The sequence below is a fragment of the Paraflavitalea sp. genome, assembly GCF_059502485.1.
On the sequence record NZ_JCACET010000008.1, the window covers coordinates 2,899,156 to 2,920,559 of the forward strand.

At 49.7% G+C, this 21,404-nt stretch carries 19 protein-coding genes; 12 read left to right on the forward strand and 7 right to left on the reverse strand.

All coding sequences use genetic code 11. From position 1 onward, the window contains the following. Positions 1-20: 20 nt before the first annotated feature. The 4 genes from AC5JBY_RS14230 to AC5JBY_RS14245 form a co-directional block, all read right to left on the reverse strand. The gene (locus AC5JBY_RS14230; protein ID WP_495905271.1) at positions 21-485 is read right to left on the reverse strand and encodes an NUDIX hydrolase; all 465 of its coding nucleotides are present in this window, start codon (positions 483-485) and stop codon (positions 21-23) included. A gap of 350 nt (positions 486-835) precedes the next feature. Then, positions 836-1,006, reverse strand: coding sequence for a hypothetical protein (locus tag AC5JBY_RS14235; RefSeq protein WP_495905272.1), 171 nt, complete (start codon positions 1,004-1,006; stop codon positions 836-838). A gap of 8 nt (positions 1,007-1,014) precedes the next feature. Beyond that, a complete protein-coding gene (locus tag AC5JBY_RS14240) occupies positions 1,015-1,461 on the reverse strand; it encodes a DUF6934 family protein (RefSeq protein WP_495905273.1) in 447 nt (148 codons plus the stop codon). A gap of 173 nt (positions 1,462-1,634) precedes the next feature. Then, complete coding sequence (locus tag AC5JBY_RS14245) at positions 1,635-2,369, reverse strand: SDR family NAD(P)-dependent oxidoreductase (RefSeq protein WP_495905274.1); 735 nt, start codon at positions 2,367-2,369, stop codon at positions 1,635-1,637. Between the two features lie 121 nt (positions 2,370-2,490). On the opposite strand from AC5JBY_RS14245, the gene AC5JBY_RS14250 reads away from it, so the two are divergent. Together AC5JBY_RS14250 and AC5JBY_RS14255 are read left to right on the forward strand one after the other, a co-directional pair. Then, entirely contained in the window at positions 2,491-3,486 is a 996-nt protein-coding gene (locus AC5JBY_RS14250; protein WP_495905275.1) for a Gfo/Idh/MocA family protein, read from the forward strand. Between the two features lie 173 nt (positions 3,487-3,659). Beyond that, positions 3,660-4,493 carry a CvfB family protein gene (locus AC5JBY_RS14255; RefSeq protein WP_495905276.1) on the forward strand — a complete coding sequence of 278 codons (834 nt, stop codon included), beginning with the start codon at positions 3,660-3,662 and terminating at the stop codon, positions 4,491-4,493. 112 nt (positions 4,494-4,605) lie between these two features. On the opposite strand, the gene fabF is transcribed toward AC5JBY_RS14255, so the two are convergent. After that, the gene (gene fabF / locus AC5JBY_RS14260; RefSeq protein ID WP_495905277.1) at positions 4,606-5,844 is read right to left on the reverse strand and encodes a beta-ketoacyl-ACP synthase II; all 1,239 of its coding nucleotides are present in this window, start codon (positions 5,842-5,844) and stop codon (positions 4,606-4,608) included. A gap of 86 nt (positions 5,845-5,930) precedes the next feature. Here fabF and AC5JBY_RS14265 point away from each other — a divergent pair, with 86 nt between their 5' ends. Beyond that, a complete protein-coding gene (locus AC5JBY_RS14265) occupies positions 5,931-6,347 on the forward strand; it encodes a winged helix-turn-helix transcriptional regulator (RefSeq protein ID WP_495905278.1) in 417 nt (138 codons plus the stop codon). Positions 6,348-6,419: 72 nt separating this feature from the next. Here the strand turns inward: AC5JBY_RS14265 and AC5JBY_RS14270 are convergent, their stop codons facing one another. Then, positions 6,420-7,961, reverse strand: a complete 1,542-nt coding sequence (locus AC5JBY_RS14270) for an MBL fold metallo-hydrolase (protein WP_495905279.1) — start codon at positions 7,959-7,961, stop codon at positions 6,420-6,422. Positions 7,962-7,970: 9 nt separating this feature from the next. After that, positions 7,971-9,956, reverse strand: a complete 1,986-nt coding sequence (locus tag AC5JBY_RS14275) for a hypothetical protein (protein WP_495905280.1) — start codon at positions 9,954-9,956, stop codon at positions 7,971-7,973. Positions 9,957-10,281: 325 nt separating this feature from the next. Between AC5JBY_RS14275 and AC5JBY_RS14280 the strand changes: the two genes are divergently transcribed. From AC5JBY_RS14280 to AC5JBY_RS14320, 9 genes are all read left to right on the forward strand, one after another. Further along, a complete protein-coding gene (locus AC5JBY_RS14280; protein ID WP_495905281.1) occupies positions 10,282-10,725 on the forward strand; it encodes a MaoC family dehydratase in 444 nt (147 codons plus the stop codon). Between the two features lie 2 nt (positions 10,726-10,727). Further along, positions 10,728-11,894, forward strand: coding sequence for an ABC transporter substrate-binding protein (locus AC5JBY_RS14285; RefSeq protein ID WP_495905282.1), 1,167 nt, complete (start codon positions 10,728-10,730; stop codon positions 11,892-11,894). Next, positions 11,891-13,045, forward strand: coding sequence for a CaiB/BaiF CoA transferase family protein (locus AC5JBY_RS14290; protein ID WP_495905283.1), 1,155 nt, complete (start codon positions 11,891-11,893; stop codon positions 13,043-13,045). Before AC5JBY_RS14285 ends, AC5JBY_RS14290 begins: the two co-directional genes overlap by 4 nt. 4 nt (positions 13,046-13,049) lie before the next feature. Continuing rightward, positions 13,050-14,216, forward strand: a complete 1,167-nt coding sequence (locus AC5JBY_RS14295) for a CaiB/BaiF CoA transferase family protein (RefSeq protein WP_495905284.1) — start codon at positions 13,050-13,052, stop codon at positions 14,214-14,216. A gap of 187 nt (positions 14,217-14,403) precedes the next feature. After that, complete coding sequence (locus AC5JBY_RS14300) at positions 14,404-15,255, forward strand: amidohydrolase family protein (RefSeq protein ID WP_495905285.1); 852 nt, start codon at positions 14,404-14,406, stop codon at positions 15,253-15,255. A 61-nt stretch (positions 15,256-15,316) separates the two neighbouring features. Continuing rightward, the gene (locus AC5JBY_RS14305) at positions 15,317-16,369 is read left to right on the forward strand and encodes an L-rhamnose/proton symporter RhaT (RefSeq protein ID WP_495905286.1); all 1,053 of its coding nucleotides are present in this window, start codon (positions 15,317-15,319) and stop codon (positions 16,367-16,369) included. A 15-nt stretch (positions 16,370-16,384) separates the two neighbouring features. Continuing rightward, on the forward strand, positions 16,385-17,437 hold the full coding sequence (locus tag AC5JBY_RS14310) for a Gfo/Idh/MocA family protein (RefSeq protein WP_495905287.1): 1,053 nt from the start codon (positions 16,385-16,387) through the stop codon (positions 17,435-17,437). Between the two features lie 67 nt (positions 17,438-17,504). Then, entirely contained in the window at positions 17,505-20,246 is a 2,742-nt protein-coding gene (locus tag AC5JBY_RS14315; RefSeq protein WP_495905288.1) for an alpha-d-galacturonidase, read from the forward strand. A gap of 151 nt (positions 20,247-20,397) precedes the next feature. Then, positions 20,398-21,402 (forward strand): hypothetical protein, encoded by a 1,005-nt coding sequence (locus tag AC5JBY_RS14320; protein ID WP_495905289.1) that lies wholly within the window; start codon positions 20,398-20,400, stop codon positions 21,400-21,402. Positions 21,403-21,404 lie beyond the last annotated feature (2 nt).

Consider the following 21,404-nt stretch of genomic DNA (forward strand, 5'->3'; position numbering starts at 1 on the left):
GTAAATTACAAAAAACTACCCTAACGATGGATCAATTGCTGCAACTGTTCCAGCAGCGGTAACTGGCGTTCGTTGATCTTTTCTCTGGCTGCTTCGAAGGTAAACCAGGCAGCCTCCACTATTTCAGGATAGCTTTTCGTTTTGCCCGATTTGGGCGGCCATTCCAGTTCAAAAGTATTACTAATGATAGATGTTACGTCTAAATCACTTTCCAGTGCCCAGCAGTGAACAATTTTACCGCTCTTTTGTTTAATGGGCGTTAGCTCGATGAAATCTCCTGCAGGCTTAAATCCCGTTTCCTCCTCCATTTCCCGGATAGCAGCGTGCAGCGGCGTTTCTCCTTCAGTAAATTCTCCTTTTGGAATACTCCATTTCCCTGCATCTTTCTTCAACGAGAAGAAAGGGCCACCGGGAAAAACAAGCAGTACCTCCATGTCCTTGTGGATTTTCCTGTACAGCAGAATACCTGCACTTTGCTTCGCCATACCCTAAAGTTAAAAATTTACAAAGTAACAGAAAGCATGATACTTTTTCCTTAACTTCAGTGTTCCCATTCATCAAAGAAAAGGAGGTATTCATGAAATCTACAGATCATTCATGGACACTCAAGGTTGGTCTCGCCTAACCGGAGTACGATCCATCAAAATATCTGCTGACCAAGGGGTCAGGAAAGCCATCCCGCAAATTGCCGGATGGCTTTTTAATTTCATAGCATACTTCTCTACACCAATGTATTTGGTATTTGTGCCGGCAACGAATGAAAAAAATACTATAAACGAAGAAGGGTTGGCATGAATGTCAATGCCAACCCTTCAATATCTTGATGAGATTATCTTTATTTCTTGGTAAGCGGAGGAAGCAACTTCGCTTTTTTCAATATTTCATTAGCCCTCGCATGCTTTTCAGGAAACAAGGTCGGGCCAGTAGATTCTGTTTTAACAACAACTATCCCTTCATTAGTTGTGAAGTGTGTACGATTTGCTGTTTTATTTTTCTTTAAAGACATACGTAAAGTTACAAAATTCTTTGAATAATATAAACATCATATATATGGGGCTGCTCCGGATCAAACGGCACTTCTGTAAGCGTATCGGTCTGTATCGCAGTGATTATAAAACATTTAGTGAATTCTTTGTAATGGTTTTTCAGAATCCACCCATATAGTCTTGTCCTTCTTGGCGTACTACCTTCGAAAAAGATCTTTTGATGAGGTCGGGGAGCTGTATAATCTTCTATAATTTTAATTACGGTAGTCATAACCATAATAAAATCGCCATTATTGGAGTTGGCTTCGTCGCTAAGCGTACCATCTTCCAGTAAATCTCCAAAGCCAACACTGGCGATACCCTCTATCTCCGTTTCACAAAATTCCACTTTTTTGACAATCTTCTCTTTACCTAAACTTATAAATTCATAGGTGGTTTGGTTGCACCTACGATACGGGTAAGCCGGTTTTCTCATAAGCTGATCTTTCGCAATAGTTAGATTGGTTAAATACAATGCTACTATCCGATCAATCAGAACCAGTTAAAATATGAACGCCGGTTAATAAACGATATTCAGGTAGGTATGGATGTCAGAGATCAATATATTTTTTGTGATTAGTACATCACTCACAACTGACCATTGACAACTCACGGCAGCTTCGCCACCAATCCCTCCGGCAAAAGCCGCAGAATAGTATAAATGATCTTCCACTTGAATCCGGGAACAATAACAAAGCGCTTGGGAGGATTGACAATTACACGCGCAATGAAGATAGGTTCGAGCATCAACGATTCCGGCAGCGATAAATGAGCCGTCAGTTTACTGCGGATATAACCCGCCACAATAGCATTTACAGTAATTTTTCGAGCGAAGAGATGCTGCCGCAAGCCCGCGAGGTAAGTAGTAAACGCAGCCTTGGTACTGCCATAAATAAAATTACTTTTCCGGCCACGCACACCCGAAAGAGAGCTAAGGCCAACAATCCTTTCAAGGTTGTTGTTGGAAGCATCAGTGGCAATAATGTTCAGGATGGAAACAGCACCACAATACAACACATTCATCATCTGATAAGAACCCTTCCAGCTCACGAGCGCTTCTTCATTGGTCACCTGGAAGCCGGCAGCATATACAACGATGTGTGGTTTAGTGGGCAGACTATCATAAAAAGCCTGGTGCGTATCAAAAGCTACCGCATCGAAATACTGCACCGTCACTTTTTCAGGCGCAGCGACTTGCTCTTGCACAAACAGGTGCAGCTCGTCCGTGCTGCGGGAGGCTGCAATGACCGAATGCCCCTGTTCTACGTAAAGTTTGATAGCCTGTTTGGCTACGTCGGAGTTGGCGCCAAGAATTAAAACATGCTTGCCGGCTGTAGTATGCATGAGCGCAAAGATAATATTCCCGCCGAAAGCGCCTAAGCCATCCAAAACAACAGCCGCCCAAAACAACACACCAATATTCCCCGCTTCTTTCTATTTTTAACACCTATACCAAATACATTCTATGGCTAAAACTATTCGTTGGGGCATATTAGGTTGCGGGCACATTGCCAAAAAGTTTGCTACCGATCTCCTGTTGGTGAAAGAAGCCCGCCTGGTGGCAGTAGGTTCCCGCACCATGGCCAAGGCAAAAGCCTTTGCAGAGGCATTTCCGGTCGATCATATCCATGATAGCTACGAAGCATTGGCGGCCAATCCGGAAGTAGATGCCATTTACATCGCCACGCCCCATAGCCTGCATTATGAAGATACCCTCTTATGCCTGCAGCATGGCAAAGCCGTGTTGTGCGAAAAACCATTTGCCCTCAACAGCCGGCAAACCAAAGCCATGATAGAAATGGCCCGGGAGAAAAAAGTGTTCCTGATGGAAGCCCTCTGGTCTAAGTTCCTGCCACAATACAAAAAACTACAGGAGATCCTGCAAGCCGGTAAGCTGGGCACGGTAAAAAGCGTGCTGGCCAGCTTTGGGTTCAGGCCCTTACAGCCGGTATCGCCGCGCTTATACGATCCGGCATTGGGAGGAGGTTCATTGATGGACATTGGCATCTACAACGTCTTTATGGCAATGAGCATATTGGGTAAGCCGGATACGATAGAGGCGAGCATGACCCCTGCTGCTACAGGCGTCGATGAACAATGTGCCGTACTCTTCAAATATAAAAATGGAGCGATGGCCCAGCTGTACTCCACCTTTGCCACCGACCTCGCCACAGAAGTAGACATCTGCGGCACGGGAGGGCGCATCAGGTTGACGACCCGCTTTTTCGATCCTACCGCCCGCATAGAATGGTATTCAGGCCGGCTGGATACCCGCGAAATCATCGAAGTAGAAAAAGAAGAAGGCTTTGGCTACCAGTATGAAGCCCGCCATGTGTCCCAATGCCTGCAGCAGGGACTCACGGAAAGCCCCGTCATGCGCTTTGAAGATACCCTGCTCCTGATGGAAACCCTCGATGCCATCCGCAAAGTAGCCGGCATCGTCTATACGGCCGACATATAAACAGCAGGGCGGTTGTTGGCTTAAAAGCAACGCCGGTGTGGTAGCCTGAAGTCCGATAAAACGGTAAAGGTTGATACTCAATTTGCTACACCTTCCCGTCTTACCGGCAACCAATACTTTTGGAGACGCCCACGTTTCCCTTTCGTACCTTCGCCCGATATTTCAGAAACAATATGATTAAAGTAGGAGAGTACAATACACTCAAAGTGTTGCGTACAGTAGAATTTGGTGTTTACCTCGATGATGGGGCCGATGGCATCCTGTTGCCCAAACGGTTCGTACCCAGGGGCACCCGCGATGGAGAAGAACTGACAGTGTTTATCTACCACGATTCCGACCAGCGGCTCATCGCTACCACCCAAAAGCCATTTGGCATAGTAGGCGATATCGTGATGCTCGAAGTAGTGTCCGTTACCCCACAGGGAGCCTTCATGAACTGGGGACTGATGAAAGATATCTTTGTGCCGAAGTCAAAACAGCTGATGGGCATGCGTCCCGGCGGCAGGTACCTGGTGAAGATATACATCGATGATCAAACAGGCCGCGTAGCAGCCACCGAAAAGCTGGAACCATTCCTCAGCAATGAAGAACTTACAGTAAAGGAAATGGACATGGTTGATCTCACCGTTTGGCGTCGCACCGATATTGGTTATGTCATGATCATCAACCACAAGCACACCGGCGTACTGCATTCCAACGAAATCTACCGCCACATTTCAGAAGGCTATTCCTTCAAAGGATACATCAAGCATATTTATCCGGAAGACAACCGCATCGATGTAGTGTTGGGCAAACCCGGCTATGCCCGTGTGGAAGATGAAGCAACAAAAGTAATGCGCCTGCTGAAGGAGAATGATGGCTACCTGCCCTACAACGACAAGTCATCACCCGATGATATCTACAGTTTCTTCGGTATGAGTAAAAAGACGTTCAAGATGACAACAGGTGGGTTATACAAACAACGGAAGATCACATTTACCACAGAAGGAATAAAAGCGGCAGAGTAAGAGAAGCTCTGCGAGACTTGCAGTCTCGCAGCACTATTACAGGGCCTCTGGCCCTATCGCCACAAAAGTCTTAACGAAGGCTGCGGAACAACAAGTCCCGCAGCCTTTTACTTTATATCTTTTTGAAGACCACAATACCATTGTGGCCACCGAAGCCAAACGTATTACTCATCGCCACATCCACCTTCTTCTCTATTGCCTTACCACTCACGATGTTTACACCTGCCGGTATAGACGGATCAGGATTGGTAAGATTGATAGTAGGCGGTACCATTGATCTGTTGATACTCAGGATAGAGGCAATCGCTTCTATAGCCCCTGCAGCACCCAGTAAATGCCCGGTCATGGATTTGGTAGAGCTCACAGAAACAGTACTCTTATCTCCAAACAGGCGCGCCACAGCCGCAGCTTCACTGATGTCACCAACAGGCGTAGAAGTAGCATGCACGTTCAGGTAGTCGACAGCGTCGATATTCAACCCCGCATCTTCCAGTGCCAGTTTCATGCCCATGTAGGCGCCCAGCCCTTCGGGGTGCGTAGCAGTCATGTGGTAAGCATCCGCCGTCATCGCAGCGCCTCCTACTTCTGCATATATCTTGGCGCCCCGTTGCTTGGCATGCTCATATTCTTCGAGGATGAGCGCACCGGCGCCTTCACCCATCACAAAGCCATCCCGGTTCACGTCGAAGGGGCGGGAAGCCGCTGTGGGATCGTCATTGCGCGTAGACAGCGCCTTCATAGAACTAAATCCACCGATCGCTGATTCTGTCACAGGCGCTTCCGACCCACCGGTCACAAACACTTTCGCTTTACCCCAGCGGATATAGTTGAACGCATCCATTATGGCAGTGTTGGAAGTAGAGCACGCAGACACAGTAGCATAGTTGATACCCATCAGGCCATACTTGATAGAGATAAGGCCCGCTGCAATATCCACGATGATCTTGGGACAAAAGAAAGGACTGAACCGGGGCACAAAACCACCCGTAGTATATTCTTTCACCTGCTCTTCAAATGTAAGCATGCCCCCCTGGCCCGATCCCCAGATCACCCCTGTATCAAATGGGTTCATCTTGCTGAAGTCGAGGCCGGAATCCTTGATGGCCTGGTCGGCAGCGATCAATGCATATTGTGTAAACGGATCAGTCTTGCGGATATCTGCTTTGTCCAGGAAGTCAGCAGCATTGAAGCCCTTGAGCTCACAGGCAAATTTTGTCTTAAAAAGGGTAGGGTCGAAGCGGGTAATACCGGCAGCGCCGCTCTTGCCCTCAAAAAGGTTGTTACCAAAGGTAGTAACATCATTGCCCAGGGGGGTGAGTGCTCCCAGGCCGGTTATAACGACTCTTTTCATAAGTTTGAACCACTTGTATTTTACAAGTGAATTGCAAAAGTACAAAAAACTACTGTATTTTTGCAAGTAGTAATAAAGAAGCTGCTATGCGCTCAGACTGTCCTTTAAATTTCGGGCTGGAGATCTTTGGCGATAAGTGGACCCTCCTGATCATAAGAGACCTTATGTTCTTCGGGAAGCGCTACTATGGCGAATTCCTCGAGTCGGAAGAAGGCATATCCACCAATATCCTGGCCGATAGGCTCGCCATGCTCGAAAAACAAAAGATCATCGTAAAGAAAAAGAGCAGCACCCACAAGCAGAAATATATCTATAGCTTAACACAAAAAGGCATCGACCTGCTGCCCATCGTCATCACTATCGGCTTGTGGTCCGATCAATACGCCACAAAGCTCAATCCCCATAGAGATATCATTATCGGCGAAGCAAAGAAGAATTACACCAAAGGATTACAAATAGTCACCAAACGCCTGCAACAAGCCCACCTGCAGGAGCGCGACTAAACAGTCAGGCCGCTCCAGGCGGCCAGACTAAGACTGGGGAGTATAACCCAGGAGTTAGCATCAATCTAAAGCTCAGCCGTTTATTTTGTATTCCACAAACCCATTGGTCCTATCCACCACGGGCTTATTCAGCTTCTTGCCCTTAAACCCACTCTTCTTGCTCTTATCCGGATCACAATCCTCTGCAAACCCATCATCCATCCGCAACACCCGGAAGTTGGTCCGAGCCTTCAATTTGGTATACAGGTTCTTGGCCGGCATCTTCCATCCCTTCTCGCGATCGATATTGGGATCTTTCTTATCCACGGGGATCATCGCCACCAGGTCTTCATGCGTCATGGCTTCAAAAGCAGATACCAGCGTGGCATTGTGGCTGGCATGGTGCCCCACTTTATACAACACAGTATTCTCTAATAGCTCGCGCGTGTTGAAACCCTTCTTCACAGCCTCCCATTTTATCTTATCCCATGAGCTCCAGTTACCCGTTTGCGCATCGGCTGCAAACAACAACACCTTCTTCGATTCCACAAGTTCGAAGGCCAGCACGAGGCTGCTGTTGTTCGTATAACTATTAAGATAAAGCGCCAGCCGTCCTGCCTGCTCCGTCCATTCATCGTCGATCTTTCTGTAGGCATTGCTCGACTTGTTATACAGATCCTGGATAGCCAGCAGGTCTTTGATGGGCGCCATAATTTCATTAGCCTTCTCTTTGGTAGGCGCTTTGGCCGCTTTATCTTTCAGCTCTTTGATCTTGGCATCACTATGCTTGAAAGAACGGTTGAACGGAAAATACTCCTCCGCCCGTTCCCGCTGCCACTTGGCCCGCTTCTCCTCTTCCGTTAATGCCTGTGCAGTATCGCGCATGTTTACGGCCGATAGGAACTTACCCGCAAAGGCGCCGGCCATGGCGAGGTGCGGATCATACGTTTCCTGCTTGTTGGGGTCTTTGTCAAACAACAGCGACTTGTTGCGCGGTGGCCCCAGCACGTACACCTTCACAGCCCCTTCCATCTTGGGCAGCTTCAGTATTTTGCCGGGCGATAAGTACATCGGCGCTTTGGCCCCTAAGCCCTTTAGTATCTTAACTCCCTGCGCAGGGATCAGTGGGTCATCACCGGCTGCGCCCAGCGCCATCGAGTTGATGCCCGGACCAGCATGCTCGTCTATTCCGTAAAAACCCAGGATCTCCTTCACGGTGCTGGCGGCAGCATTGTTGAGCCCCGCCATCCCTTTGTTGATGTCGAACAGCTGCTTCACGAGTCCCCGCTGACTACCCTTCACCTGCCGGGCAAAAGCGTCTTTGGGATCGTCCAGCCATGATAGCCACACCTGGTTCACCTTGCCGGTAAATTGCTCTTCACAATGCACAAAACCCGATACGTGGTCATTGTGCTGGTGTGTGCCCACTACCACGTCCAAAGGTTTATTGTCACCCTCACTGAGAATATGCCCAACGATCTCGTTTAACCGTTTTTTTGATTTGTTACTATTGCGGAATGAGCCGCAATCGATCAGCACCCGGCTTTCGTTTTCACCCTCCTTGAAATGCAACAAAAAACAATCACCCAGCTCACCCACATGATACATTCTTACGTTAACAGATAAGTTTGCCATGAACACAGATTAAATAATATTATGAAAATGAAGATGAGCAAAACTGATATTATCGAAGCCACACTCTTCCTCGTACATCGAATCACTCAGGGCCACAAAGCCCGGGTTCTTACCCGTTTGATAATCCACCTGGTATTGAAAGCGGGCCGGACTGTTAATACTCTTATAAATGATATATTCCACAGGGTCCTTCTTGGCCATGTTGAGGATCAGGCTGCAGCCGCCACGGTACCGTACATCCTTTAACGGCCCCTTCTTGATACGGATGGTTTGACTGAGCGTCACGATCACTTGCTCCAGTAAATTACCTTCCCGCCCTACACGATACACCGGCCTTATCTTATGAATTTCCAGCAGCGGCGTATCCTCGTTGATCTCGATGGGCTTTTCCCCTTCACCGGGATCATAGGTAAATTGTACGGGCTCATCCGTTAGTCCCAGCTTACGCAGAAAGCCCTGCCAGGACTTTTCATCAGCATGTTCCTCCCGCTGATCAAATACAAAGCCATGAAACTTGCGTTGGATCTGCTTGAAGGCCTTATAGATCTCGCGCCTGTTATTACCCTCACGCATACTCAGTTCCACGATAGGGCGTATATTCTCCCGCAGGAACTTCGTCGTTTCATTCAGTATGCCCTTTTCCAATGGCAGAAATTCATCAGGCTTGGCCCATTGCAAACCCTCTATAGACAACGTATTCACCCGGTCGGGAAAAATGCCCCAGCTCCTGAACGCCTCGATCAATGCAATACGATAACCTGATTTATCGGCAGGCGAACTGTCGATGTCGGCCGTGATCAACGCACGCAGAAAATCACCAAAATTAATATCAGTAGGAGGGCAGTAGTCCAGCGCGCGGATACAGATATGCAGCAGGTGCTCCGCAATATTGCAGGCCGATTCTGCGAGGCGTTTTACAAGGTCAGGATGAATAGCCCCCGGTTGCAGAATGCCGGTACCATTCGAAGCGATCCGCATCAGATCCTGCGTATTGTTATTATACAACCGTAGAAAAGCATCGAAGATGGTAGCCACAAGAATGCCACCTCTTGAATGCGGTTCATGAACTGTTTGATACAATTGCGGATCAGGCGTATACTTCACCCATTTCTTTTTCTTCTCATCATATTTGCCAATCGCGCCACGCAAAGCACCGCGACTAAACTCCAAAGCATTGCCAAATTGCGTAGCCAACTCACCAAGAAAACTGAACTGCGAAAGATCACCCCTTGTCTTGGCAATCTGGTGCTCGATCAATTGAGTATTCGTAAAGCGTTGCAGCAGCGCCACGATATCGGCAAAAGCCTCATGAAAAGCAGCCACATCAGGATTAGTATTTTCCAGGAAGCGCGGATGAATACTGTCGAGGATAGCATGCGTCACCTCATGCGCAATGATGTCCGGCGAAAGGCACGTGAAGATCACACCACCCGGCACATTCTCTCCCTGCACCCGCTCAGCCGCTTCGAAGTAGCCAAAGAGAACAGCCTTCTTGTCGGGCACATAAAAAGCATTGGGCTCGCGTAAAGCATGCGGATAGATCCGTAGCTTATCCACATACTCCCTGTCCACTTCCTCCTCCAGCTTCTTGGCCGCCTCTTCCGGGGTCAGGTCCTTGGTCTTTTTGGTCTTTGCCTGCGGAGGAGGTATGTTAGACGACCACAACACCTTCCTGCCCAGCGAAGCCTCGAAATGTTCCAGCGTCTGCATCGCAATAGTGTATACAAACTGCTGATGGAATTTTGGGTTACCCTCGCTCGGCGAAAGACCGTTCTGCCGCATCACCTCCACCGAATTAAGATCGACCGGATCATAAAAACAATTACTGGCCGGGTCAAAATCGATCACCTCGAAGTAATCACCGATAGGCCCGGGGGCAGGGTCTTCCCACCGTATCCGGTATATCACCTCGTTCACGGCTACGGTGTCCAGCCGGGTAGAAAAACCTGGGTCCAAAGAATAACCGCGAAGTAAGCGGGGCACTTGTCTGCTCATATCGAAAGTTCCTTTAAAAGATGGAAATAAACAGCAAATTCCGTTGCTGTTAAAATACGTTGTTCCAAGGGTGCAGATTGGTAAAGACGGATTGCCAGCAGCCTATAGATCAGGCCGTTGGATAAAGAGCGGTAAGCAAGGTACGGATGGCTAAAGTTAGCGCAACCAGACTACTTATAGTAAAATATTCCATCATTTCAGTAAGACAAGACATTGGCTGCCGCCCCCTATGCTGCTAACTTCATTGTGCCGGAAAACAGGCCCTTGATGGCCGTTTTACGCCGGTACTTGGACTAAACGATTGCCTTCAATACACCAAGCCAACATGTTCCTGAAAAAATATTTTGAAGCATTTGAGACCGGCGAGCACCGCAAAACAATGGGTCGAACCATTACAGAGACAGATATTGTACTCCATGCCGGACAGTCAGGCGATTTCTTTCCCCATCATATGGACGAAGAGTGGTGCAAAACACAACCCTTCAAACAACGCATAGCACATGGCACCCTCATCTTCACGGTAGCTGTTGGCCTCACGGCCCACGTCATCAACGAAGTATCGATGACCTACGGCTATGAACGCCTTCGTTTCACCCGCCCTGTTTTTATTGGCGATACCATCACGGTAACCGTTACCATCAAAGACAAGGCCGATCATAAAAAGCCCGGCTATGGAATTGTGACAGAATTGGTAGAAGTATTCAACCAGCGCCAGGAACTCGTCATGGTATGTGAGCATTTATTACTCGTTGAAAAAAAAGAAGCATAGCCATGGCCAAAACTACACTCAAAGGAATTACATGGGCGCATAGTCGGGGCATCACACCCCTGCTGGCGGCTGCCCAGCGCTATAATGAACTCTTTCCCGATACGGAGATCGTGTGGGAGAAAAGAAGCCTCCAGCATTTTGCCGATTACCCGTTGGAAAAACTAACCGCCCATTACGACCTGCTCATCATCGATCATCCCTGGGTGGGCTGTGCCGCTGCTACCAACAGCGTGTTGCCATTAGATAAATACATCCCGGCAGCTTACCTCGAAGAGCAGGCGCGCAACAGCGTAGGCCTTTCCCATATTAGTTATGCGTATGAAGGCCACCAATGGGCGCTGGCCATCGATGCGGCAACACCTGCCGCCAGTTACCGCGAAGACCTGCTCACAAAGCACGGTGTAGCAGTACCCCAAACCTGGCAGGAAGTCTTGACCCTCGCAGCAAAGGGAAAAGTAGCGGTGCCCGCTATTCCTATCGACCTCCTGATGAACTTTTATACCTTTTGTATCGCTTGCGGACAAACGCCGTTCCAGCAGGAAGATGTCGTAGTCGATAAAGCAACCGGACTACAGGCATTGGCGGTCATGCGCCAGTTATATGCACAGGTCGATCCGGTGTTCTTTACCTGCAATCCCATTGCAGTAGCAGAGCTGATGAGCCGTACCAACGATTATTGGTATTGCCCCTTTGCCTATTGCTATTCCAACTATGCCCGCAATGGCTATGCAGATCATTTATTGCACTATACCGATGTGGTGAATTTTGGTTTGGGACAGAAGCTGCTCACAACAATTGGCGGAACAGGCCTGGCGGTGTCATCATCCACCCAGCACAAACAGGATGCCATTCGCTTTGCAGAGTTGGTAGTATCACCTTCCTGGCAATCGACGCTGTACGTACAGCATGGCGGACAACCCGGCCACCTCAAAGCCTGGCAGGATGATGTAGCCAACAAATTGACCAACCGGTTTTTCCAGAACGTACTGCCGGCCATGCAGCGCGGCTACATGCGCCCACGCTACAATGGCTACCTGTATTTCCAGGACCATGCCGGCGATCCATTACACCAATACCTGCTCGATGGTGGCAACCCCACCACCGTGCTCGAATCCATGAATAACCTCTACAGGCAAAGCCTGGCACAACAAGAAACCGTGGCATTATGAAAATACTTCCCTTAGAAGGATTGATCGTACTGGAGTTTAGCCAATACCTCTCTGGCCCTTCCGCCGGATTGAGACTGGCTGACCTTGGTGCGCGTGTCATCAAGATAGAACGCCCCCAGGGAGGAGATGCCGGCCGTAAACTGTCGATCAAGAACCTCTGGGCCGATGATGGAAGCAGTTTGCTGTTCCACACCATCAACCGCAACAAAGAAAGCTTTACCGCCGATCTGCGCAACCCAGCCGATCTGGCGCTCGTAAAAAAACTGATACAAAAAGCCGATGTCATCACCCACAACTTCAGGCCGGGCGTCATGCAGCGCGCCGGATTGGACTATGCAGCGGTGCAGCAGCTCAATCCACGTATTGTGTACGGAGAGATCAGTGGATATGGAAAAGTAGGACCGTGGAAGAACAAGCCGGGGCAAGACCTGTTGGTCCAATCACTGGCAGGCCTGATGTACACCACGGGCAATGACGAAAGCGATCCGGTGCCATTTGGTTTATCCATTGCCGATAGCCTCTGCGGCGCACAATTGGTACAGGGTATACTGGCAGGGCTCATTAGAAGACACAAGACGGGCAAAGGCGCACTCATCGAGATCAGCCTCCTGGAATCCCTGTTAGATTTTCAGTTCGAACTATTGACTACCTATCACAACAGCGGCGGACTATTACCTCGGCGCAGCAGTGTCAACAATGGACATCCTTTGCTCAGCGCGCCCTATGGTTTATATGCTACAGCCAATGGGTTTATCGCCATTGCCATGGCCGACCTGTCCACATTGGCAAAAGCACTCCATTGCACGGAGCTTACACGCTACACCGCCGCCCATGCATTTGCCAACCGTGATGAGATCAAACAAATTATTTCCAGCCACCTGTTGCAACACACCTCACAGGTTTGGCTGGCCAAGCTCCACGAACACCATCTCTGGGCCATGGAAGTGTTGGATTGGAAAAAACTTACCAACCATGCCGGCTACCAGGCCCTGCACATGGAACAATCGATCTACACTGCCAATAAAAAAGAGATCCGTACCACCCGTTGCCCCATCCGTATCAATGGAAAAATATTGACCTCCGGGAAAGCAGCCCCGGCATTGGGAGAAAACAACGGGGAAATAACCAATAACTTACTCAACGAAAACTGAGCAAATGCAATTGTTGCAGGATATCATAGTGCTTGACTTCAGCCAGTTCCTCTCTGGCCCCTCGGCCGCATTACGATTGGCGGACATGGGCGCGCAGGTCATCAAAATAGAAAAACCGGAAACCGGCGACATCTGCCGTTATCTCTACGTATCAGATGTGATGATGGAAGGCGAGTCCACCATCTTCCATGCCATCAACCGCAACAAACAAAGCTATGCTGCCGACCTCAAGCAACCCGAAGACCTCGAAAAGATAAAGCGATTAATAGCGAAGGCCGATGTAATGATGCACAACTTCCGGCCCGGCGTAATGGAACGCATCGGATTGGATTATGAAACCGTGAAGCGTATCAATCCATCGATCATTTATGCCGAAGTGAGTGGCTACGGCACAGAAGGTCCCTGGAATCACCTGCCGGGACAGGACTTATTACTACAAGCCGTATCCGGGCTCACCTGGCTCAGCAACAACGACAAAGAAAACCCCACACCGATGGGCGTGGCGGTAGTAGATATTTTTGCCGGCACCCATGTGGCCCAGGGCATATTGGCCTGCTTATACCGGCGCACGATCAGTGGCGAAGGCGCGCTGGTACAGGTAAGCATGCTCGAAAGTATTTTGGATTTCCAGTTCGAAGTATTGACAGCCTACTTCAATGATGGTCGCCAGCTACCGGTGCGCAGTGCCGTCAATGCAGCCCATGCCTACATTGCAGCACCCTATGGCGTTTACAAAACAGCCAATGGATACCTGTCGCTGGCGATGGGCAACATCGTTACACTGGCGGGGTTGATCAGTTGCACAGCATTAGAGCAATACGCCAAACCCGAAGATTGGTTCACCCGCCGCGATGAGATCAAATCCGTCCTCGCGGCCCACCTGCTCACCCAAACCACAGAGCATTGGTTAAGTATATTAGAGCCCGCCGACATCTGGTGCGCCCGCGTATTGAACTACGAAGAGCTCATGCAGGAAGAAGGCTATAAAATATTGAACATGGAAATGGTGGTCAAAACGAGCAACGGATTATCCGTCACCACCACCCGCTGCCCGATACGTGTAGATGGACATATCCTCGTCTCCAAAACCGGCGCACCGGTATTGGGCGAGCACAACGAAACCATCGAACGGCAGTTTGGATTGGTAGTGCCGGTGAATAGTGAATGGTGATCGCTTTACCGGTCAGGCCACGCGCCGACCAGTCAGGCCACTCCGGTGGCCAGACTATCCCAGGCAGCGACACATCGCCGGAAGAGGTGACACCTTTCCCCAGCGTCGCAAACGAAGGTGTTACCTCTTTCGGCTAAAGGGAAGGCATCAAAATTCGTGTTTGCCCAAAAAACGTGTTATTTGCTATATGAAACTGATCGATACGCATATCCATATATGGAACTTTTCCCGTGCCCGCTACGAATGGCTCGAGAACCATACCGGAGTGCTGAAAAGAGACTATTTAATAGAAGAGCTGGAGCCCGCACGCACAGCAGCAAAAATAAGCGGGGGAGTACTGGTGCAGGCGGCAAATACCACAGAAGAGACCGGTTACATGCTGGAAGTGGCTGCATCCACTTCCTGGCTGCAGGGAGTAGTAGGCTGGTTGCCGCTCACCGATCCCGCCTTGACACAACAACTGCTACAGGAGAAATATTTATCCAACCCTTATTTCAAAGGCGTTCGTCACCTCATCCATGATGAGCCCGATGCCCGCTGGTTGCTCCAGCCTGCTGTGCTGGAAAGCCTGCGCATATTGGCGGCCAACAACATCACCTACGACATCGTAGGCGTTAAAACAGAACACATAGAAACAGCATTGGAAGTGGCGGAAAGAGTACCGGAACTGTCGATGATCTTTGACCACTGCAACCAGCCGCCCATTGCCACGCAGGAACAATATGGACGATGGGGCACGTTGATGAAAGCAGCAGCAACACATCCCCAATTCCATGTCAAGATATCCGGACTGGGCATCACTGCCCAAAAAGGAGACAAGTGGTCGGCTGGTGATATTAAACCCTACATCATTTACCTGCTGGAACATTTCGGGGAAGACCGTGCCTGCTGCGGTGGCGATTGGCCCGTTTGCCTGCTGGCAGGCGATTACGTTACCGCCTGGAAAAATTACAAAGAAGTATTAACAACGATATTAAGCGAAGAAGGACAGAAGAAGGTGTTTTATGAAAATGCAGAACGATTTTATAAGTTAGTGTGAAATGAGCGAAGTGAAATGGGTGAGGAGTGCTAAATCCTAAAAGCTAAAAGCTAAATCCTACATGGAGTTATTAACCGGAGTCATGTACCACGCAGTAGGCGCATCCAGCGCCTCCCTCTGCTATACACCCCAGAAAAAGGTGAAAAGCTGGTCATGGCAAACCTACTGGCTCGCCCAGGCCCTCGTATGCTGGCTGCTGATGCCGCTACTCGTAGCTTGGCTCACCATCCCGCAACTGAGCACCGTACTCCACGAAGCGCCATCAGGCGTACTCAGAAATACATTCCTGTTGGGCATGGCCTATGGCATCGGCGGCACCGCCTTCGGCATGGCCATCCGCTATGTAGGCTTTTCACTCACCTACGCCATTTCAGTAGGCATATCCTGTGTGCTGGGCACGCTCATACCATTGATCATAGGAGGGGAGTACAACAATATTTTAGCCTTCAGAGGCGCTGAATGGATCATCGCCGGCACTATCCTCGGCGCGTCGGGCATTGCCGTCTGTGGCGTCGCTGGTCGTGGCAAAGAAAAAGACCTCGGAGAAGCACAGGCCAACAAAGCTGGCTTCTCGTTGGCAAAAGGATTACCCCTATGTCTGCTGGCCGGAGTATTGTCAGCCTTCTATGGCTTCTCGCTCGAGCAGGGACAGCCAATAGCAAAAATTGCCGAACGCTACGGGGCGGGTAGTTTTCAAAACAACGTGGTGTACATATTCTCCAACAGTGGCGCCTTTCTCACCACGCTCATCTATTGCCTCTATCTGCACGCCAAACAAAAAACATTCAAAGAATATACAACCGTTCCCGTGCACGGCACATCTTCTCCATTGATGCTGAACTTTGCCATGGCAGCCCTCACGGGCATCCTATGGTATGGACAGTTCTTCTTTTACGGATTAGGCCATGTGCGTATGGGCAATTATAATTTCAGCAGCTGGGCCATCCACATGATCATGCTGGTATTGTTCAGTTCCATCGCCGGACTGCTGTTGAAAGAATGGAAGAACACCAGCAGCAATACGAGGATCAAACTGGCAGCAGCATTAATAGTCCTTACGGCAGCAGTCATCATCATTGCCTATGGCAATCACCTCAGTGGAAGACCGCTGTAAACAAAAGCAGGCAACATGCAAAGCAACAACACATCCATACCAGTTTATATCATTGGCGCCGGTGGCATTGTCAACGATGCCCACCTGCCGGCTTACCAACTGGCGGGCTTTGCTGTAGCCGGTATCTATGATGTGGATGTGGCCAAAGCACAGGCCACAGCTGCCCGCTTTGGCATTCCGGCTGTCTACAACGAACTGTCAGCATTAATAACTGCCACAGGCAGCAAGGCTGTTTTCGATATCGCAGTACCAGCCGATCGTTTACCCCAGCTATTGAAAACATTACCTGCCCACGCCAACGTACTGATGCAAAAACCAATGGGCATGCATTACGCGCAGGCAAAAGAGATACTGGCCATCACCCGCGATAAACAAATGAATGCCGCCGTGAATTTCCAATTGCGCTATGCCCCCTTTATTACGGCCGCGCGCCAGCTGATAGAAGATGGTGTGATCGGAGAGCTATGCGATATCGAAGTCAATGTAAACGTCCACACTCCCTGGAATCTCTGGCAGTTTCTATACGAGTCACCCCGCGTAGAAATATTGTACCACAGTATCCACTACATCGATCTCATCCGCCAGTTGGCGGGCAATCCGGCAAGCGTATTTGCCAAAACAGTAAAACATCCACTCATGAAAGAGCTGGCATCGGTGCGCAGTAATATCGTGATGGATTATGGCGATTGGCTGCGCGCCAACATACTCACCAATCATTGCCACGTATACGGCTTGCAACACCAGCATTCTTTCATCAAGCTCGAAGGTACTAAAGGAGCTATCCGTATTACGTTAGGGGTGTTGATGAACTATCCGCAAGGTGTGCCCGATCTGTTTGAATACGTGGTAATGGAAGAAGGCACAGAACCCATTTGGAAAACAGTGCCCATCGAAGGCACCTGGTTTCCAAATGCATTCATCGGCAGCATGCAGCAGGTGATGGAAGCAGCACAGGGAAAAAGAGCCCGGCCCGATAACAGCGTAGAAGACGCCATCTACACGATGGCCTGCGTAGAAGCAGCCTATCAGTCGGAAGGGAAGCACAGCATATTATTGAAAGACATTTAACCTAATGCCGTTGATTTAATTGTCACCCTGAGCTTGTCGAAGGGTTTGGACTTCAAATTATATTCAGATGAAGAGATTGAGCAGTTTATTGTTGTTTGTAATAATAATGCAGGCAGTAGAAGCACAGCAACCAAAGAAGTTTATCGTGGTAGTGCATTCCCGCACACAGCCAAGAATAAAATATGGGGCCGATCAGGTGCGGCAGGCTTTGTTCCAAACCGGGTTATACAACACAGTCCTGGCCAACACAGCAGGAAAAGGTGCGCGTCAGTTGAACATCATAGTAGGCTCAAAACGCGATACTGCCGTACGACCCTATATTCAGCCCTGGAGCATCGACACCACTTCACTGGGCAAAGAAGCATTTGTCATCACCCGCAAAGGCAACACGATAGTAGTAGCCGGCGGCGATGCTTCCGGCGCATTGTACGGCTGCCTCGAACTGGCAGAACGCATCAAACTGGTAAAAGCATTTCCCGACACCATCAACATCACTGATAAACCACAAATGGTATTGCGCGGCACCTGCATCGGCGTGCAAAAACCTTATTACCTGCCAGGCCGCACGGTCTATGAATATCCCTACACACCCGAAACCTTCCCTTGGCTCTACGATAAAAAACTGTGGCTCCAATACCTCGACACGTTGGTGGCCAACCGCTACAACTCCCTCTACCTCTGGAATGGTCATCCCTTTGCTTCGTTGGTCAAGCTGAAAGAATATCCCTACGCGGTAGAAGTAGACGATGCCACCTTTAAGAAAAACGAAGAAATGTACCGCTTCCTCACAGCAGAAGCCGACAAACGCGGTATCTGGGTCATACAAATGTTCTACAACATCATCGTGTCGAAACCCTTTGCCGAACACCACGGCATTAAAACACAGGACAGAGAACGTCCCATCATGCCACTGATCGCCGATTACACCCGCAAATCAATAGCAGCCTTTGTAGAGAAGTACCCGAATGTAGGTCTGCTGGTCTGCCTCGGCGAAGCAATGGAAGGCGTGGGCAAAGACGATATCGAATGGTTCACCAAAACGATCATCCCCGGTGTGCGCGATGGTTTGCAGGCATTGGGCCGTACTGACGAACCACCGATCGTACTGCGCGCCCACGATACCGATGCGCCGGCGGTGATGAAAGAAGCATTGCCTCTTTACAAGAATTTATACACTGAAGCCAAGTACAACGGCGAAGCATTGACCACCTACACGCCGCGCGGCCCCTGGGCCGAGCTGCACCGCACGCTTAGCCGCATTGGTACCGTACAGATCGAGAACGTACACATCCTGGCCAACCTCGAACCATTCCGCTATGGCTCGGCCGACTTCATACAAAAAAGCGTGCAGGCAATGCACGGCGTGTACGAAGCCAACGGCTTGCACTTGTACCCACAGGCATCCTATTGGGATTGGCCCTATGCAGCCGATAGCTCAAACCCTAAGCTATTGCAGATCGAGCGCGACTGGCTCTGGTACCGCGAATGGGCCCGTTATGCCTGGAATGCCAATCGCAACCGCACACAGGAAGTCGACTACTGGGCCGGCATGCTGGCCACCCGCTATGGCTGTTCCCTCGAAGCAGGCAAAAAGATTCTCGAAGCATATGAAGAATCCGGAGAGATCGCACCCAAGCTGCTACGCCGCTTTGGCATCACCGATGGCAACCGGCAAACACTTACCCTGGGCATGACGATGCCCCAGCTGGTAAACCCCACCCGCTTTGGTCTGTTTACGCTGCTCTACAATTCCGAAGGACCGGAAGGGGAGATGCTGTCGGAGTATGCACAGAAAGAATGGGAAAAACAATCACATATAGGCGAAACACCCGTGCAGGTGATCAATGAAGTAAAAGTGCACGGACAAAAAGCACTCGATGCCATCGCAGCAGCAGAAAAAGAAGTGACACAAAACAAAGCCGACTTTGCCATGCTGAAAAACGACATGCTTTGCTACAACGCTATGGCTAATCACTATGCATTCAAAGCGCAGGCCGCCCTCAATGCTTTGCGCTATAAACACAGCAAGCAACTCACCGACCTGCAACAAGTAGTGGCGCCGCTGGAGCAAAGCGTTAGCTGGTACCGGCAGCTCACCAATTATACGCGTAGCACCTACCGCTATGCCAACAGCATGCAAACCCAGCAACGCAAGATCCCTTTCCGCGGTGTCAATGCCACCTACAAAGAATGGTGGGAAGTATTACCCGAGTTTGAAAAAGAACTGAGCCAGCTGAAAAAGCGGATCGACTCACTGGGCACAGCTACAGCCAACGTCACTGCTGCAAGTAATACCATACTGAAGTCGGCATTTGTAACAGTAACCAGCAATACGCGGCCACAATATACGGTCGAAAAAGGTGTCCGTCCATTTGCTGACAGTACTTACGCCATCACCAACCTGGTTCCTGAGTTACAAGGGCTGCAAGGTTTTAGTACCAGTTGGGCCGATCAGGTGCAGAAAGGTTCACACATTACCTTCAGCACCAAACAACCGGTTAAATTGCTGGTTGGCTTCTTCCAAACCAAAGCCGCCAGCTTTCTCGCCGCGCCCGAGCTGGAGACCAACGCCACCGCCAACGATTACGGACAGGCCGATGTAAAGATTGCCAATGCTGTGATCATGGAAGGCTTGCCTCCAGTGAACATACACACGTACAGCTTCAAGGCCGGCACGCATTCCCTCAGTCTTGCCAAAGGCGCCTGCCTGATACTGGGCTTCATCCCCGACAATGCACCTATGCGTGTATATGATGCCGCTCTACAGGCAGCCGGAGGAAAGAAAGAGGTAGACTGGATATTCGAGTAATGAGACAATAATTGTGCTACTCATCGACCTATATAGCTGCTCATCGGCAATAATTTGAAGAGCCCTTTACGGGCTTTTTACTTTGGGCTGTTAGTTCCGGTATTATACCGGAGCATACATCTATTATTTCAAAACAGCCTAATGATTTTTTATGAGCAAGTACAAACATTTCCTGCGTTTCTTTCTATGTGTGTTATTCTCCGGCGCTTATTTGTGTAGCGAAGCAAAAGTGTGGCGGGTCAACGGTACGCCCGGCGTGTCGGCCGACTTTACAGAACTCAGCACGGCAGTGCTCAATGCCAGTGTGGTCAATGGCGATACCATTTATGTGGAGATAGCGCCTGCCACTTATGCGACCGTTCAATTACGAAAAAGACTGGTCATCATAGGCCCGGGCTATCTGTTGAATGAAAACACAGGTCTGCACGCCAACGCAGGCAATGCCGAAGTAAGCGGCATCAATATGGACAGCCTCGCCTCCGGCAGTTCCTTTCATGGCCTTTGGGCTTCTTTTCGCCTCGATTCCGATGTAGACAACATTACCATCAGCCGCTGCCGCGGAACGGTCAACCAAACATCCCTGGTAGCCGGTACCAAAGTACAGAACCTGGTTATCAATAAAAGCTACCTCTCCATATTTATGAATAGTTATAACCTGGAAAACGTTCAGGTCACCAATTGCCTGATCACAGGTAACTTTCAAATACTCGGTGCAAACAATGGCCTCGTAAGAAACAATACCATCAGTATCAATTCAACGGTGTCCATTGGCGGCAGCTACGTCACCAACAACATCTTTCTGAATTCACCACTGAATGCTGTCAACTCAACAGTTAAAAATAATTACTCTTCAGGCGTGGCTACGAGCCTCCCTGCTGGTAATAACAACCAGACAGGCATTCCCATTGCCACCCTCATTGTCAATACCGGTACCACCGAAGGCCGTTACCAACTGGCGCCCGGATCACCGGCTATCGGTGGCGGAGAACCGATCGATGGCATTACGCCCGATGCCGGTATGTATGGAACAGACGACCCTTACCGCATCAGCGGTATTCCGCCCATCCCGACGGTATATCAACTTACGGCCCCGGCTTCTTTGCCAGCCACCGCCACCAATATGACCATCACCTTCAGCACCCGCTCCAACAACTAATC

Bases quoted from the DNA above. Each gene is read 5' to 3' on its own strand.
- AC5JBY_RS14230 (WP_495905271.1), bottom strand. From the start codon at position 485: ATGGCGAAGCAAAGTGCAGGTATTCTGCTGTACAGGAAAATCCACAAG.
- AC5JBY_RS14235 (WP_495905272.1), bottom strand. From the start codon at position 1,006: ATGTCTTTAAAGAAAAATAAAACAGCAAATCGTACACACTTCACAACT.
- AC5JBY_RS14240 (WP_495905273.1), bottom strand. From the start codon at position 1,461: ATGAGAAAACCGGCTTACCCGTATCGTAGGTGCAACCAAACCACCTAT.
- AC5JBY_RS14245 (WP_495905274.1), bottom strand. From the start codon at position 2,369: ATGCATACTACAGCCGGCAAGCATGTTTTAATTCTTGGCGCCAACTCC.
- AC5JBY_RS14250 (WP_495905275.1), top strand. From the start codon at position 2,491: ATGGCTAAAACTATTCGTTGGGGCATATTAGGTTGCGGGCACATTGCC.
- AC5JBY_RS14255 (WP_495905276.1), top strand. From the start codon at position 3,660: ATGATTAAAGTAGGAGAGTACAATACACTCAAAGTGTTGCGTACAGTA.
- fabF (WP_495905277.1), bottom strand. From the start codon at position 5,844: ATGAAAAGAGTCGTTATAACCGGCCTGGGAGCACTCACCCCCCTGGGC.
- AC5JBY_RS14265 (WP_495905278.1), top strand. From the start codon at position 5,931: ATGCGCTCAGACTGTCCTTTAAATTTCGGGCTGGAGATCTTTGGCGAT.
- AC5JBY_RS14270 (WP_495905279.1), bottom strand. From the start codon at position 7,961: ATGGCAAACTTATCTGTTAACGTAAGAATGTATCATGTGGGTGAGCTG.
- AC5JBY_RS14275 (WP_495905280.1), bottom strand. From the start codon at position 9,956: ATGAGCAGACAAGTGCCCCGCTTACTTCGCGGTTATTCTTTGGACCCA.
- AC5JBY_RS14280 (WP_495905281.1), top strand. From the start codon at position 10,282: ATGTTCCTGAAAAAATATTTTGAAGCATTTGAGACCGGCGAGCACCGC.
- AC5JBY_RS14285 (WP_495905282.1), top strand. From the start codon at position 10,728: ATGGCCAAAACTACACTCAAAGGAATTACATGGGCGCATAGTCGGGGC.
- AC5JBY_RS14290 (WP_495905283.1), top strand. From the start codon at position 11,891: ATGAAAATACTTCCCTTAGAAGGATTGATCGTACTGGAGTTTAGCCAA.
- AC5JBY_RS14295 (WP_495905284.1), top strand. From the start codon at position 13,050: ATGCAATTGTTGCAGGATATCATAGTGCTTGACTTCAGCCAGTTCCTC.
- AC5JBY_RS14300 (WP_495905285.1), top strand. From the start codon at position 14,404: ATGAAACTGATCGATACGCATATCCATATATGGAACTTTTCCCGTGCC.
- AC5JBY_RS14305 (WP_495905286.1), top strand. From the start codon at position 15,317: ATGGAGTTATTAACCGGAGTCATGTACCACGCAGTAGGCGCATCCAGC.
- AC5JBY_RS14310 (WP_495905287.1), top strand. From the start codon at position 16,385: ATGCAAAGCAACAACACATCCATACCAGTTTATATCATTGGCGCCGGT.
- AC5JBY_RS14315 (WP_495905288.1), top strand. From the start codon at position 17,505: ATGAAGAGATTGAGCAGTTTATTGTTGTTTGTAATAATAATGCAGGCA.
- AC5JBY_RS14320 (WP_495905289.1), top strand. From the start codon at position 20,398: ATGAGCAAGTACAAACATTTCCTGCGTTTCTTTCTATGTGTGTTATTC.